The organism is Clostridium sp. N3C (assembly GCF_900095445.1).
GTDB lineage: Bacteria > Bacillota > Clostridia > Clostridiales > Clostridiaceae > Clostridium_AU.
Map to the genome: position 1 here is coordinate 1 of NZ_FMJL01000041.1, position 14,140 is coordinate 14,140.

General features: G+C 31.0%; 12 protein-coding genes. 10 read left to right on the forward strand and 2 right to left on the reverse strand.

The window, feature by feature from the left end:
• Positions 1-23 precede the first annotated feature (23 nt).
• The 9 genes from N3C_RS10905 (at position 24) to N3C_RS10945 (ending at position 9,811) form a co-directional block, all read left to right on the forward strand.
• Positions 24-1,241, forward strand: a complete 1,218-nt coding sequence (locus N3C_RS10905) for an MFS transporter (RefSeq protein ID WP_074366064.1) — start codon at positions 24-26, stop codon at positions 1,239-1,241.
• A gap of 56 nt (positions 1,242-1,297) precedes the next feature.
• A complete protein-coding gene (locus N3C_RS10910) occupies positions 1,298-1,834 on the forward strand; it encodes a radical SAM protein (protein ID WP_074366065.1) in 537 nt (178 codons plus the stop codon).
• An 81-nt stretch (positions 1,835-1,915) separates the two neighbouring features.
• Positions 1,916-2,401: a hypothetical protein gene (locus N3C_RS10915; RefSeq protein WP_074366066.1), complete on the forward strand. Its 486-nt coding sequence runs from the start codon at positions 1,916-1,918 to the stop codon at positions 2,399-2,401.
• Between the two features lie 302 nt (positions 2,402-2,703).
• Complete coding sequence (locus N3C_RS10920; RefSeq protein WP_074366067.1) at positions 2,704-4,785, forward strand: helix-turn-helix domain-containing protein; 2,082 nt, start codon at positions 2,704-2,706, stop codon at positions 4,783-4,785.
• A 181-nt stretch (positions 4,786-4,966) separates the two neighbouring features.
• Entirely contained in the window at positions 4,967-6,355 is a 1,389-nt protein-coding gene (locus N3C_RS10925) for an MATE family efflux transporter (RefSeq protein WP_074366068.1), read from the forward strand.
• 114 nt (positions 6,356-6,469) lie between these two features.
• A complete protein-coding gene (locus N3C_RS10930; RefSeq protein ID WP_074366069.1) occupies positions 6,470-7,678 on the forward strand; it encodes an NAD(P)/FAD-dependent oxidoreductase in 1,209 nt (402 codons plus the stop codon).
• 136 nt (positions 7,679-7,814) lie between these two features.
• Complete coding sequence (gene rpsD / locus N3C_RS10935; protein ID WP_074366070.1) at positions 7,815-8,396, forward strand: 30S ribosomal protein S4; 582 nt, start codon at positions 7,815-7,817, stop codon at positions 8,394-8,396.
• A gap of 242 nt (positions 8,397-8,638) precedes the next feature.
• Positions 8,639-9,496 (forward strand): 4-hydroxy-3-methylbut-2-enyl diphosphate reductase, encoded by an 858-nt coding sequence (gene ispH, locus N3C_RS10940; RefSeq protein WP_074366071.1) that lies wholly within the window; start codon positions 8,639-8,641, stop codon positions 9,494-9,496.
• Positions 9,497-9,589: 93 nt separating this feature from the next.
• Positions 9,590-9,811 carry a hypothetical protein gene (locus N3C_RS10945; protein ID WP_074366072.1) on the forward strand — a complete coding sequence of 74 codons (222 nt, stop codon included), beginning with the start codon at positions 9,590-9,592 and terminating at the stop codon, positions 9,809-9,811.
• A gap of 19 nt (positions 9,812-9,830) precedes the next feature.
• On the opposite strand, the gene N3C_RS10950 is transcribed toward N3C_RS10945, so the two are convergent.
• Together N3C_RS10950 and N3C_RS10955 are read right to left on the reverse strand one after the other, a co-directional pair.
• Positions 9,831-10,514 carry a GntR family transcriptional regulator gene (locus tag N3C_RS10950; RefSeq protein ID WP_074366073.1) on the reverse strand — a complete coding sequence of 228 codons (684 nt, stop codon included), beginning with the start codon at positions 10,512-10,514 and terminating at the stop codon, positions 9,831-9,833.
• A 92-nt stretch (positions 10,515-10,606) separates the two neighbouring features.
• A complete protein-coding gene (locus tag N3C_RS10955; protein ID WP_074366074.1) occupies positions 10,607-11,449 on the reverse strand; it encodes a YitT family protein in 843 nt (280 codons plus the stop codon).
• Between the two features lie 333 nt (positions 11,450-11,782).
• Between N3C_RS10955 and N3C_RS10965 the strand changes: the two genes are divergently transcribed.
• Positions 11,783-14,140 (forward strand): UvrD-helicase domain-containing protein, encoded by a 2,358-nt coding sequence (locus N3C_RS10965; RefSeq protein WP_083604528.1) that lies wholly within the window; start codon positions 11,783-11,785, stop codon positions 14,138-14,140.

Here is a 14,140-nt window from a genome sequence, read left to right on the forward strand (position 1 = left end):
TAAAATTTTAGGGGAGTTAAATTATGAAAAATCTAAAATTATGGTGGAATAAGAATATTGCATTATTTGTATGTGGTAATTTTGTTTCTAGAATTGGAAATGTTATATTCGATATAGTAATGACGTGGTGGTTAATTAGTGAAACAAGCTCTGCTAGATATGTTGGTTTTGTATTAGGAGCGTCAACCTTTGCAGTTGCATTAATCAGTCCCTTAAGTGGAGCGTTGTCTGATAGATATAATAAGAAGTATATTATGATTATAACTGATTTTATAAGTGGGATTTTATCAATATTAATAGGGATTATGGCTTTTAATAATTATATAAATGTTTATTTATTAATATTAATTAATTTTCTTATGGGATCTTGCGCATCTCTTTTCAAGCCAGCAGTAAAATCAATATTACCTAAGATTGCAAAAAAAGAGTATATGGTTCAGGTTAATTCTATTAGTAACAACTTAGCAGAACTTACAAAGTTTATTGGTCCAGCATTAGCATCGGTTTTAGTAGGTATTAGCATAATTGGAATTCCAGGTATGTTTATTTTTAATGGAATTACTTATATTATATCTGCAATTTCTGAAATATTTATTGATTATTTTGAGGATGATTCAAAAGATATGAAAAGTGAAGGGGTTTTCAAAAATATAAAAGAAGGTTTTAGTTATTTAAGCAAGCAAAAAATTATATTTAAAGTTATAGCAGTTTCCAGTATAGTAAATATTTTTATAGCATCATATAATATTTTATTACCTTTATTTATTAATAATGACTTAAAACTAGATGGTGATTTTTATTCATATATATTAATGGCAGAAGCGGCTGGAGGTATAGTTATAACAATTTTATTTACCTTTTGGTCATCAATTAAGCCTAATCTTGAAAAATTATTTTATGCCCTTGCTTTTTCTGGTTTAGCCTTAAGTATGATATCAATATTCGCTAATAGATATTTAATATTAGTATCCATCTTTTTATTTGGATTATTTCTTAGTGCATTTAATACACTTTTCTTTTCTTATGTGCAAATAGTTGCAGATGAAAAATACTTAGGAAGAGTTTTTTCAACTATTTTTATGATTGCAACATTTATTATGCCAGTATCTTATGTTGTATTTGGGTATATTGGGGATTTTGTATTAAAGTATATTTTTTTAATTTCAGGTTTATCTATTATATTGGTAAGTTTGCCTATTTTATCTTTGAGTAAATCCATGGATCTAGAAATAATTAATTAGAAGCATAGTTTTCTAATTGATTATGAATATATTATTAATAATTTAGGAGGTAAATTATGGGTGTATTGAGATTGAGAGGTTTAGATGATTTCAAAAAGGAGGGATTAGTTAAATTTTGGGAAAATTATAATACGAAAGTAGACGAGCCTAAAATTTTAGGCGTTAGTATTAGTTGTTCTAATATGTGTAATTTGCGTTGTATATATTGTTATGCAGGAATAGATAAGAAGCCATTGCAAAATGAACTAAGCTTAGATGAGCAAAAGAAAATAATTTCAGATGCAAAAGAACTTGGTGCTAAGACTGTAGTTTTATGCGGAGATGGAGAACCGACTATGGATAAAAATCTAGTGGAAATGGCAAAACACGCTAAAAATAATAATATGGTTATGGTAGTGGTTTCAAATGCAGTTATCTTTGGAGACGATGATTTGTGTAAAAAAATACATAAAATGGATGGGGAATCATTGCTAAAATCTTTATATGATAATGATGTAAGTTTAATTATAAAACTTGAAAGTTTAGATGAGCAAAAGTATGAATATGTTGTAGGAGTGAAAGGGGCATATAAAAAATACAGAACTGCAATATAAAGAATTGTTAAAACTGGATTTGGAAAAAATGTTGGTGATCATGATGAGAGAGTAACACGTTTTGCATTTAGCTCAGTTATAATGAAAAATAATATAGATGAGTTAAGTAATTTAAAAGAATTTGCAGATAGTGTTAATGCACAGTATATTTGTAAATTACCATCACTTGTTGGAAATGCATTGAATAATATTGAAAATATGTTTGAAGTAAAAGAGTATAAAGAAATAAGGAAAAAAATATTTAATTTTACAGCTAAAAGAGAGACACTTATGGTTGATACTCCTAGATGTATGGCATGGCATTATGGACCATGTATAGATGTTACTGGTGAGATTAGAGAATGCTATACGTCAGCTTTTACTCCTGAAAACAGAGTTGGAAATGTAAGGGAAAAATCATTAAGAGAGTTAGTAAAAGATAAAAATAGAAAAAGCGATGTTTGTTGTAATGATTTTTGCCCAGTTAAGACTAGAATTAATAAGGAATTTGAAGCAAAAGGTATGGATAAGCTTTGGAAGATATGTGACGATAATTGCAAATCTAAGGAACGCTTAGCAGGATATTAATCATTATTACTTTTTTTATAATTGAAGTTTTGTAACTGTAGCTGCCAGCGTACTATTAGCTACACAATTAGTGTTGCGGTATAATAATTGGAGTGGGTTTTTTTATCCCACTCCATGTCTATTTTTGAAAACTTTTTTATGCTTCGGTATATAATTATTTTTTGGTTATAAAACAGATTCAGTTAATAAGATAGAAGTATCTATAGATAATATAATTTCTATAAATGATATAATATATCTAAGAATAATCAGCAGCCATAAAAAAATAAGCAAATGGTTTTAATAAGAAAGGAGGGATTGCTTTGAGAAGAGAGTATATAAATTACGATGTAGGGGTTCCCGTTGACATTTCCTTTGTTAGTGTGGAGGATTATCCTATTCATTGGCATAATGCTATAGAGATTATTTATGTATTAGAAGGGAAACTTCAGGTTTATATAAATTCAATTAAGTACGAAGTTTCTGCTGGAGAGATTGAAATTATCAATATGGATGAGGTTCATCATTTGAAAAGTAATGGGGAAGAGAATAAGGTATTAATCTTTTATATTGATCCATATTTTTTTGAAAGATACTATTCTGATATAGAGAATATGTATTTTTATACTGACTCTTCTACTGAGAATGCTCAAGCTAAAGAGGAATACGAAGAGTTAAGAGCCTTGCTTGCAGCTATTTTGTGCGAAAAGGTTCAAAGGCAAGAGGATTATGATGAGAACATAAGGGATATTTTAGTAGAGCTCCTTTATCACCTTATAAACAATTTTAATTATCTTGTTTATGAAAAGGAGGAGCTAAAGGAGGATATAAATCTATTTAGAAGATATCATAGCATATCTAAATACATTACTAATAATTACAATCATAATATAACTTTAAAGGATATTGCGGAAAAAGAGTTTTTAAGTCCGCGGTATTTATCCCATGAAATCAAATATGCTACAGGCTATAGCTTTACGGAATTGCTGAACTTGACTAGGGTGGAGGAGTCTATAAAGCTTCTTTTAGATAGCGATAAAACCATATCGGAAATTTCAGAGGAAGTAGGTTTTTCTCATATAAGGTACTATAATAAAAATTTCAAGCGTTTTTATAATTGCACACCTCTGCAGTTTAGAAAGCGGTATATGGTAGAGGATGAAGAGCTTGAAAAGGTAAAAAAGGTAAAAAACTTAGAATTAAAGGAAAGTATTAATTATCTATTGAGTTACTTGCAAAGTTATGATAGGTTTAACTACGAAGATAGGTTAATTAAGATAAATATAGATGTAGACAATGATATTGGTAGTTTTAATAAAGAGTTTAAAAATGTAATTACCATTGGAGAAGCCTTTGATCTTTTAATTGAAGACAATAAAGATGCCTTAGAAGAATTACAAGGGGAGATCGGCTTTCAGTATGGAAGAATACTAAAGGTATTTAGTACCGATATGGCTATTTTCCCAGGTTCTACTTTCTTTAATTGGAATAGAAATAAGGAAGTGTTAGAGTTTTTATATGATCTTGATATTAAGCCCCTCATAGTAATTGATTCTACTGGCTTTTCTGATGATAATTTCCTTGAAGCCTTTCAATCCTTTTTAAGCTATTTTAGTGAGCTAGAGTCAGTGGATTTTTGGAACTTTAGGTTTGAATATAGCAACTCCGTTTCTGAAAATCTAAGAAAAAGAATTAATGAATTAATAGAAAGTTATTATGATACTGATACAATCAATATAGGAAGTTATAACGACATAGCAGAAACTAACCCTATATATGATACTGCATACATGATTCCTTATATTATTCATAACCTTATATTTAATAATAATTCCTTGCAGTTTTTGAAGGCCTTTGATGTTTTAGATAAGCAAGTAAATATAACTAATGAAGTGTTTTTTGGGTATCCAGGCCTAGTTAATGATATGGGAATAAAGAAGCCCTCTTATTACGCTTATTATTTGCTAAATAAGCTGGGGGATCGTTTGGTGGCTCAAGATAATGGGTATATTGTTACAAAAAGTGATTATGGATTTCAAATTCTCCTTTACAACTTTTATGATAATTTAGATAGCTTAATACCTTTAAAGGAGTATTCAAATTTAAGAGCTTTAAAGAGTGTTCCATCAAAGAAGCTATCCTTAAATATAACTAATATACAGTCTGATATTAAGGTTACAAGTTATGAAATAAATGAAAATGAGGGTTCTTCCTTTAATTATTGGCTACAAATGGGTAAACCTAATAGATTGAGTAAAGAGGAAAAGGAGATTTTACACAAGGCATCTTTTCCTGAAATTGAATTTAAATATTTCAAAAAAAGCGCCGTTGTAAATATACAAGCGGAGATAGAAGGCTATGGCGCTATATTGATTTTAATAGAAAAGGTACAAAAGCACCAATGAAATAGGTACATTTTGTACTTTTTCTTTTTTTGCTTATAAGGCTAATGAGCACAAGTATACCTTTTATTGAGCTTAATAGTCAATGAAATAATAACCGCTGATTTATATAATAAAAGTATAATAATCTTTGTTTTTAAGGGATTTAAGACTACCCATATTTGTCTAGTAGGAGGTGAAGAATATGGGCAACAGTAGCAACATTTTTTCAAAAGAAAATACAAGTAGGCTACTTTTAAGATTTGCAGTGCCGGCGGTTATTTCCCTGTTGGTGGTAGAGATTTATGGTATGGTGGATACGGTCTTTGTTGGAAGATATATAGGGGCAAATGCAATAGCAGCTCTTACCATAGCCTTTCCCATTCAAAAACTCTTGTCTGCTATTGGGCTTTTAATAGCTATTGGTACTTCAACGAATATTTCAAGAAATTTAGGGGAAAAAAATTCTTCTGAAATTAATAAAACTATAGTGAATTCTTTTATCATTTCTATTATTTCGATGATAATAGTACCCTTCATTATATTTATTTTTAGAAGTCCTATCTTATATAAATTAGGGGCAAGTGATCTTACCTACTCTCTAACGGAAGACTATAGCTCAATAGTTTTATTGTCTGGTATTTTTCAATGTTTAGGTATGGTAATCTGTTATGTTATGACATCCTTTGGCAATACAAAAATAAATCTTTATGCCAATGCCCTTGGTGTTTTGGTTAATATTATATTGGATTATATATTAGTAGTTAAATTACAAATAGGTATTAAGGGTGCCGCTATTTCAACGGTACTATCTCAAGTTACAGTTTCTGCCTTTGCTTTCTATCACTTTAGAGAAGTGATTAGGTATTACAATATTAAGCTATGCCTTATATCAATAGTTCATGGCTATAATCAAAATATAATTAAGAGTATTTTAGCCATAGGTTTTTCAACCTTTATCGTTGAAATTTCCGATGCAATAGGGACGGTTATATTAAATAATCTTCTTTATTCTTCCGGTGGAGATAATGCTATTACTATTATTGGATCAGTAACAAAAGTTTCTATGTTTATGTTTATAATAATTATTGGAATAAGCTCTGCTATGCAACCTATTGCAGCCTATAATTACGGTGCAGGAAAATTAGATAAAGTTAAAGAAACAGTTTATACCACTATAAAGATGGTTATAATAAGTTCAGTAGTATTGGCTATGCTTATGGGTATATTTACAAGGAACATTTTAGGTTTCTTTTTAAAGGATGAAGAAATATTAGGTAATGCGGTTCAAGCCTTTAGAATTTGTATATCTTTGGTACCGTTAACAGGAGTATATTATGTTTTGATATATTACTATCAAGCTATAGGTCAGGCTAGAAGAGGATTTTTACTATCAATATTTAAGGATATAGTAGTTTTTATACCTTTAATTATAACTCTTGTTCAAGCTTTCGGAACCCTAGGAGCCTGGATGGCTTATCCTCTTTCTGATTTACTTTCTGCCCTACTTTCGGTATACCTTTTGGTTAAGCCTTATAAGGAGGAAGAAAAGCTGCCGGTACTTTCACAGAAAAAGGTATCATTGGCTTCTTGACTTGGATAAAATTATATTATGGTTACAGGCTTAACAATTAAAAGTCATTATCCTATAATATAAGTGTACCTTTTAGAAGGCAAAAGTTAATATATTGAATGGTGGTGTGTAAAAATGGCTGAGAGAATAATAATTGTGGGAGGCGGAGTTGCCGCAGTTAGTGCTATCAAGTCCATAAGAGAAATTAATGAAAAAGCAGAAATATATCTATTCGGTAGTGAAAGATTTTATCCCTATTATAGGTTGAGATTAACCAAGGGTTTGTTTGATAATACTGTAGAGGATAAGATTTTACTAAGAAAGATAGACTGGTATGTTGAAAATAATGTTAATATTCATATGGGGAAGGCAGTAAGTTCAATAGATACTGATAAGAAGGAAATAACTTTAGAAGACGGAAGTAAGTTTAATTTTGATAAGCTGCTTTTAGCTAGTGGATCTCACAACTTTAAGCCACCTATTAAGGGGATAGATAAAACGGGAGTGTATACTATACGTAAATTGGATGATGTAGAAAAGCTAAACGCTTATATTAAGGAAAAGAAAACTATATTAAATATAGGTGGAGGAATTCAAGGGTTAGAAACTGCATGGATATTGCATCAAAATGGTAAAGAAGTAATTATAGCAGAAGCAATGCCAAGGATTATGCCTAGACAGTTAGATGAAAGAGCATCTAGTATTTTACAAAAGGCCATTGAGAAGTTAGGTATTAAGCTACTTATTAACAAGCAAGTAAAAAGTATTGAAGGTAACGATAAGGTCGAAGGTTTTACTTTAGATTCTGGAGAATATTTCCCTTGCGATACTGTAATTTATTCTGTAGGAGTGAGAGCTAATATCGATTTCTTTAAGAATAGTTCCATAAAAACTAACATGGGTGCAGTGGTTAATGAATATATGGAAACTAGTGAGAAGGGTATCTATGCTGCTGGAGATGTGGCGGAGTTTAATGGCAGATTAGGAGGTATTTGGACAGTAGCTGTAGAGCAGGGAACTGTAGCCGGTTATAATATTGCAGGAAAGGAAACTAAATATACTGGAGTAACTCCTTCAACAATGCTAAATGCCTTTAACATATCTTTATTTTCCATTGGTAATGTGGATGAAAATAACTGTACTAATTCAATGATAGAGGATAAGGAAGATGATATTAATTATAAGAGACTATTTATTAAGGATAATAAAATAGTTGGAGCCATTGTTTTAGGAGATACCAAAAAGGCTGTGGCTATAAAGTCTGCAGTAGAAAAGGAAAAGGATATATCCCAATTTGATTTAGATAATATGTCTATTGATGAATTAATAGATAAGATAAAGTAGAATGTTTTTTAGTTGATAAATATTATCATTTACAAATTTGAATTTTTGTGTTACCATAACCTTACGGCTGACTGGCGCCAAATTATTACCGCAAGATAAAGGAGCATAAAAAGGCTCAAATATTAGGAGGAATAATATGGCAAGGTATATGGGACCAAGATTCAAATTAGCAAGACATCTTGGAGTAAATGTATTTAATCACCCTAAGGCTCTTAAGAGAGGGGTAAAAGAACATCATAAACTTTCTGAATACGGAGAGCAACTTTTAGAAAAGCAGAAGTTAAAGGCTTATTATGGAGTTTTGGAAAAGCAATTTAGCAAATGTGTTCATCAGGCCCTAAAGGCAAAGGGGAAGTCTGAGGATTTATTAGTTCAAAGCCTTGAAAGAAGATTAGACAACGTAGTATATAGACTAGGCTTTGGTTCAACCTTAAGAGAAGCAAGACAGATGGTTAATCACGGTCATATTCTTGTAAATGGTAGTAAGGTTGATATACCTTCCTATAAGGTTAATGTAGGCGATGTAATCTCTTTGAGAGAAAAGTCAAGAAAGATAACAGCTTATGCTGATAATTTCACCAATTCTCTAATTAGTGTAGACTATATGGAAAAGGATATTAACTCTTTTACTGGTACTCTTACAAGAATGCCAAAGGCTGAAGAGGTTCCTATAGAAGTAAAGTTTACAAAGGTATTGGAGTTTTATTCAAAACACTAATGATAGATATCAAAAATCAGATTATAATGATATGATACTTCCAAAGTAGACAGTCTAATTAAAATTAGATTATCTACTTGGAGGTATTTTTTATAGCAAGAAAATTAAAGTATAGTTATGTGTAATATTTATTAAATTGATAGTCTACTTGACATGTGGTAGTTAAGGCAGTTGCGTGTTTTACACTTTAATGTATATAATTAAGAGGTATATGTTAGTATTTATAGGTGGTGAAAAGCTCTATGTTTAAAGAAGTTATACTGGCCGAAAATGCAGGCTTTTGTTTTGGAGTAAAAAGAGCGGTGGATACATCCATGGATGCAAAAAAAGACTCTAAGGAAAATATCTATACCTTTGGTCCTTTGGTTCACAATAAAAATGTTATTGATAAGCTTAGTGAAGAAGGAATATATGTAGTTAATGAGGATGATTTGCAAAAAGTTGGTAATGGAGATACAATTGTGATTCGATCCCATGGAGTAGCTCCACAGCTTATGAAGAAGATACAAGACACCGGGGCCCAAGTGATAGATGCTACTTGTCCTTTTGTTACAGCCATTCATAAGAATGTAAAGAAATATTATGACTTAGGCTATCAGATTGTTATAGTAGGAGATGAAAAGCATCCGGAGGTTATAGGTAGTAATGGATGGTGCGATAATACAGCAGTTATTACAAGGGACGGTAGTGAAGTAGAAAAACTTGCAGATAAGGTTTGCATTGTTGCGCAAACTACAGAGAAGCTTTCTAATCTGGAAAAAGTAAAGGAAGCGATTACTAAGCAATGCAAAGAGGTTGTTACTTTTAACACTATATGCAGTGCCACTAAGGAAAGACAAACAAGTGCAGAGGAAACTTCAAAAAAAGTAGATGTTATGTTGGTAGTAGGAAGTAAAACTAGTTCCAACACTACTAAACTCTATGAAATTTGTAAAAAGAATTGTGAGAATACATATTTTATTGATAATAGCAATGAAATTCCACAGTGGATAATGGAGGATGAAAAGGTTAAAAAAGTAGGGGTTACCGCTGGAGCATCTACACCAGACTGGATTATTCAGGATGTGTTGGATAAACTTTATAGTAATATAGAAAAATAATTTCACCTAAGCTTTATTAGTAGTAAAGGGATAATTTATAACAATATAGCCAATAATATTTTTAGTTAAAAAATATATATTGGAGATGGTTTTGTGAATAGATTTGATAGAGCTGTTAATAAAAAGACTAGTGAATTAATAACTAAAAATATGTTGGGAAAAGAGGTTTATCCTGAGGACATAAGAAAGTATAAAACTATAGCTAGGGCTCTAGTAAGAGAAGAAATGAGAAAATTAGAACCTAACAATAGAGAAAGTTCTTTATATAAGAAAACCTGGAAAGCTGCAAGTAAATATGGAGAATTTAAAAAATAAAAGCTAAAGGGGTATATTGCTAAAATATATCCTTTAGCTTTTTATAAGAGTTTGTATTGATTTCTAAATCTTCGAAGCTATGACTTATATGCTGTCGAAGGGACTTGTCCAATTGTTCGTAGTCCTTCTTTTCTATTAGATCTATTATGTGTAAATGTTCCTTTATGCTATCGTGTTCTTCAAAGTTAACCTTGTAAAAGGTATCGAAAAGCTTGAGATATACATTTATTTGATTAACTAACTTTTGCATAAATTCTATTAGAAATTTATTATTAGACTTTTTAACTAAAGTCATGTGAAAGTTTTCGTTTGCTCTAATAAATTTATCCATGTCCTTTTCTTTAAAGGCTTTACGTTCATCATCCACCAGTAGTCTTAGAGTGGATATATCCTCTTTTCTGATTCTTTCTATGCTTAATTTAGCAGCAACACATTCTAGCTCTATTCTTGCTTCATAGGCCTGGGTAATTTCATCTAAGGAAGGCTGAATTACGAAAGCCCCTCTATTAGCAATTATATTAATTAGACCTTCGGAGGCAAGTTTTTTTATAGCGTTTCTTATAGGAGTTCGGCTAACTTGTAGCCGTTCTGATATAGTACTTTCTACTAACTGTGTCCCTGGAGCTAATTGTCGGTGAAGTATAGAATCTTTAAGCTTGTTATATACAAGCTGCTCCATAGAAGGACGTGTTTGTTCATCCATAAGTTAACCTCCTGCTTAATTTAGCATGATAAAGTGGCAGATTACAAATAATTATACAATAAATGTGAATAAAAATAAAGAGTAGCATGAGATTATAATCTAATAAAGCCTTCCCCAAAGGTAGCGTGTACAGTATTTACTGTTATAAAAGCATTCTTGTCCAATAGTTGTATATACTTTTTTAATTTAACATATTCTTTTCTATTCAATACAGTTCGAATTACTTCCTTTTCATTGTTAGTAAAGGCTCCTTTGGCGGTGTAGATAGTAGCGCCACGATCTAAGGTGTTTACTATATAGTTAGTGATGTCTTTACTTTTGGAGCTTATAATAACTATTTCTTTAGTGTCTTGAAAGCTTTGCATTACATAATCTATCAAAAAGCTGTTTAATATGATTCCTAGAATGCCATACATAGCCATTTTTATACCAAAGGTAAAAAAGGAGAATAGAACTATTAATAGATCAGCATATAGCATGGATTTGCCCATATCTATATCGAAATATTTGATTAGAATTTTGGCGATTATATCGGTACCGCCAGTGGAAGCGTCTTGCATAAATACAATGGCTAGTCCAAAAGCGTATAATATAGCAGCCATTATAAGTTCTATTAGTATATCATCTGTTAATGGTCCAGAAAGGGGATGGATTCTTTCTAAAACCCATATTATTCCTGATAGGGCCAAGCTAGAGTATATAGTCTTTGCGCCAAAATTGAATCCAATAAATATGAAACCGATGATGAAAAGTATAATATTTAAAACAATCATTAAGGTTCCAACGGATATAGATGGAAAAAGAGAGTTTATTACTATTGACAAGCCGCTTACACCACCGGTAACTAAACCATGGGGGACAGAAATGTAGTAAATTGGTAAAGCCACTAATAAGATACCAATATTAATTAATAAAAATTCTTTTAATTTTTGCATACATAAATCTCCTTTACGCTAGAAATTCGAAAGAATGGAATAAATACATAAAAGATACAAAATTGTATAACAAAATTGTAGTACAATTTTGTTATACAATTTTAGTATATATGATTTTTTTTAGAATGGCAATTACTTTAATTAACCATGTTCAATTTATTTTTTATAAGAAATGATTAAATTATTTATAAGTGGTAAGTATAACAGCAAGGTAGCCAATATATGTGTTTGACTAACCTAGGAGTAAAATTTATAATGGTAGACATGAAGTATAAGAATAGATCTAAAACTTAACTTGAATATTATAAATAAACTTAATCAAAAGGAGTTAGCATGAAAAAGCTGATGGATATGTCCCCTTATGAGTTAGGGGAAAGCGGTAGAGAGGAAGCAATTAAATACTTGATAATGTACCTTACTAAAGGAAAAGCCAATGATAAAAGACTTGCTGCCTCAGCCATTGGTAAACTAGCCCTAAGATATAAGGAAAGTTGTAATAAGGCTATACCTTTTTTAATAGAAAATTTGAGCGATAGTCATGGACAGGTTAGACAGTATACCTTAAAGGCTTTAACAAAGCTTACAGTACCAAAAAAATATTATTCTCTTATAAAAAATGTTGCTGAAAATGATAGTGCAGAATACTGCCAGAGAGCGGCTCTGCAATTGCTTGAGCAGATGGCGCTAGAGTATTCAAAAAAGAATGTTAACAAGACTATAGCTCCTGCTAAAAGCCATAAAGATAATCATAAAACGGTAGATTATAAGGCTCAGGAAAATAGATTTTTAGATATATTAAGCTATAATTGTGGTATTAGGCTTACAGAAAAGCAAAAGGCTGCGGTACTACATAAGGATGGACCAGCCATTGTATTAGCAGTGCCTGGCGCAGGTAAGACCACAGTTTTGCTAGCCAGAACCGCTAATTTAATCATAAATCATAAGGTTAATCCCGCATCTATCTTATCTATAACCTTTAGTAGAGCCTCTGCGCTAGATATGCGAAACAGATACTATAACTTTTTTAGTAAAATTACTTCTATAGGAGCTAACTTTTCCACTATACATTCCTTTTGTTATGAGCTAATTCGAAAATATTCTATAATGAATAAAATAAGCTATAAGATAATTGAGGAAGGTGGAAGTAAGAGAGATATTCTTAGAGAGCTTTTTAGGGAGTACAATGGAGAAAATATAGATGATGACGCCTTAGAGGACTTGATTAATTCTATAGGTTATGTTAAAAACATGATGCTTAAGGAAGATGAACTTGAAGAATTTAGTCATTCTGTGGATATAAAATATTTCACAGAAATATATAATGACTATGAAAAAATTAAGAAAAGCAATAACTATATAGATTATGATGATATGCTTACCTTGGCCTATGATATATTACAAGAGGATGAGGAGTTGTTGCAAAGATATCGAAGTATCTATGAATATATTCAAATTGATGAAGGACAAGATACTTCTAAAATACAGCATAAACTTATAGAACTTATTGCAAACCCAAAGAACAATGTATTTATTGTGGCAGACGATGATCAAAGTATTTATAGTTTTAGAGGAGCTTATCCAAAGTTTTTGCTGGAGTTTGACTCTATGTATAAAGATACTAAAAAGTACTTTATTGATCAAAATTTTAGGTCTACCCCTGAAATTGTAGCTTTGGCAAACAGATTTATTAAGAGCAATAGTGTAAGATTTAATAAGGAAATGAAAACCGCCAATCCTTCTGGGCCGAGGGTTAATCTAGTAAAGGTGAAAGATGAGCTTCAAGAGGTGGATTATATTATTAAGGAGCTTGCCTCTGCCACTAACAAGGAAAGTGCTATCCTTTATAGAAATAATATGTCAGCAATAAAATTAGCAGACGAACTAAGCAGAAGAGGAGTATCTTTTTATATAAGAGACTATAACAAATTTTTCTTTAAACATTTTATTCTACAGGATATTCGTAGTTTTATAATGTTTACCTTAGATAATAGGGATATAGAGGCTTTTAGTAGAATTTATTATAGAATAAATAGCTTTATATCTAAAGAAACCTTTCAGCTTTTAAGTAGTAAAGATAAAGGAGACAAGGATCTTTTTGACCTAGCAGAATCTTTGGTGGACTTATCCAGTAATCAAAGAGGTGCTATGGCAAGGCTAAGAAAAATTTTTGCTTTTTTAAAGTTAAAATCACCGGTAGATTTTATTGACTATGTAGAAAAAGATTTAGGTTACACAAAATATTTGAAGGATAATTGTGCTAATATTGGTTACAGTTATGAAAGCTTAAAAGTAATATTATCAAACCTAAAATCTTTAGCAGTTAGATGTAGTAGTTTTGCAGCTTTTTTGGTAAGATTAGAAGAGCTAGAGAAAGTATTGGAAGAATCTAAACTAAAGAAGGGCAAGAGCTATTTAACTCTTTCTACTATGCATTCTTCCAAGGGGCTAGAATTTGAAAATGTATTTTTGATAGACTTAATTGAAAATATAATGCCTACTCGCTCTAGTATAGAAAGCTATGAGCAAGGAGAGATTGAAGAATTAGAGGAAGAGAGAAGGTTAATGTATGTAGCTCTAACTAGGGCGAAGCAAAGGCTTCATCTTATTGTGATGGAAAGCAAAAATGAGGAAAAAGTGAAGCCTTCCAGATTTGTAGAGGAAATACTAAACTTTATGGGAAGGATGGATTAA

What these genes read in the sequence shown, in the direction of transcription:
- N3C_RS10905 (WP_074366064.1), top strand. Translation starts at nt 24, where the DNA reads ATGAAAAATCTAAAATTATGGTGGAATAAGAATATTGCATTATTTGTA.
- N3C_RS10910 (WP_074366065.1), top strand. Translation starts at nt 1,298, where the DNA reads ATGGGTGTATTGAGATTGAGAGGTTTAGATGATTTCAAAAAGGAGGGA.
- N3C_RS10915 (WP_074366066.1), top strand. Translation starts at nt 1,916, where the DNA reads ATGAAAAATAATATAGATGAGTTAAGTAATTTAAAAGAATTTGCAGAT.
- N3C_RS10925 (WP_074366068.1), top strand. Translation starts at nt 4,967, where the DNA reads ATGGGCAACAGTAGCAACATTTTTTCAAAAGAAAATACAAGTAGGCTA.
- N3C_RS10930 (WP_074366069.1), top strand. Translation starts at nt 6,470, where the DNA reads ATGGCTGAGAGAATAATAATTGTGGGAGGCGGAGTTGCCGCAGTTAGT.
- rpsD (WP_074366070.1), top strand. Translation starts at nt 7,815, where the DNA reads ATGGCAAGGTATATGGGACCAAGATTCAAATTAGCAAGACATCTTGGA.
- ispH (WP_074366071.1), top strand. Translation starts at nt 8,639, where the DNA reads ATGTTTAAAGAAGTTATACTGGCCGAAAATGCAGGCTTTTGTTTTGGA.
- N3C_RS10950 (WP_074366073.1), bottom strand. Translation starts at nt 10,514, where the DNA reads ATGGATGAACAAACACGTCCTTCTATGGAGCAGCTTGTATATAACAAG.
- N3C_RS10955 (WP_074366074.1), bottom strand. Translation starts at nt 11,449, where the DNA reads ATGCAAAAATTAAAAGAATTTTTATTAATTAATATTGGTATCTTATTA.
- N3C_RS10965 (WP_083604528.1), top strand. Translation starts at nt 11,783, where the DNA reads ATGAAAAAGCTGATGGATATGTCCCCTTATGAGTTAGGGGAAAGCGGT.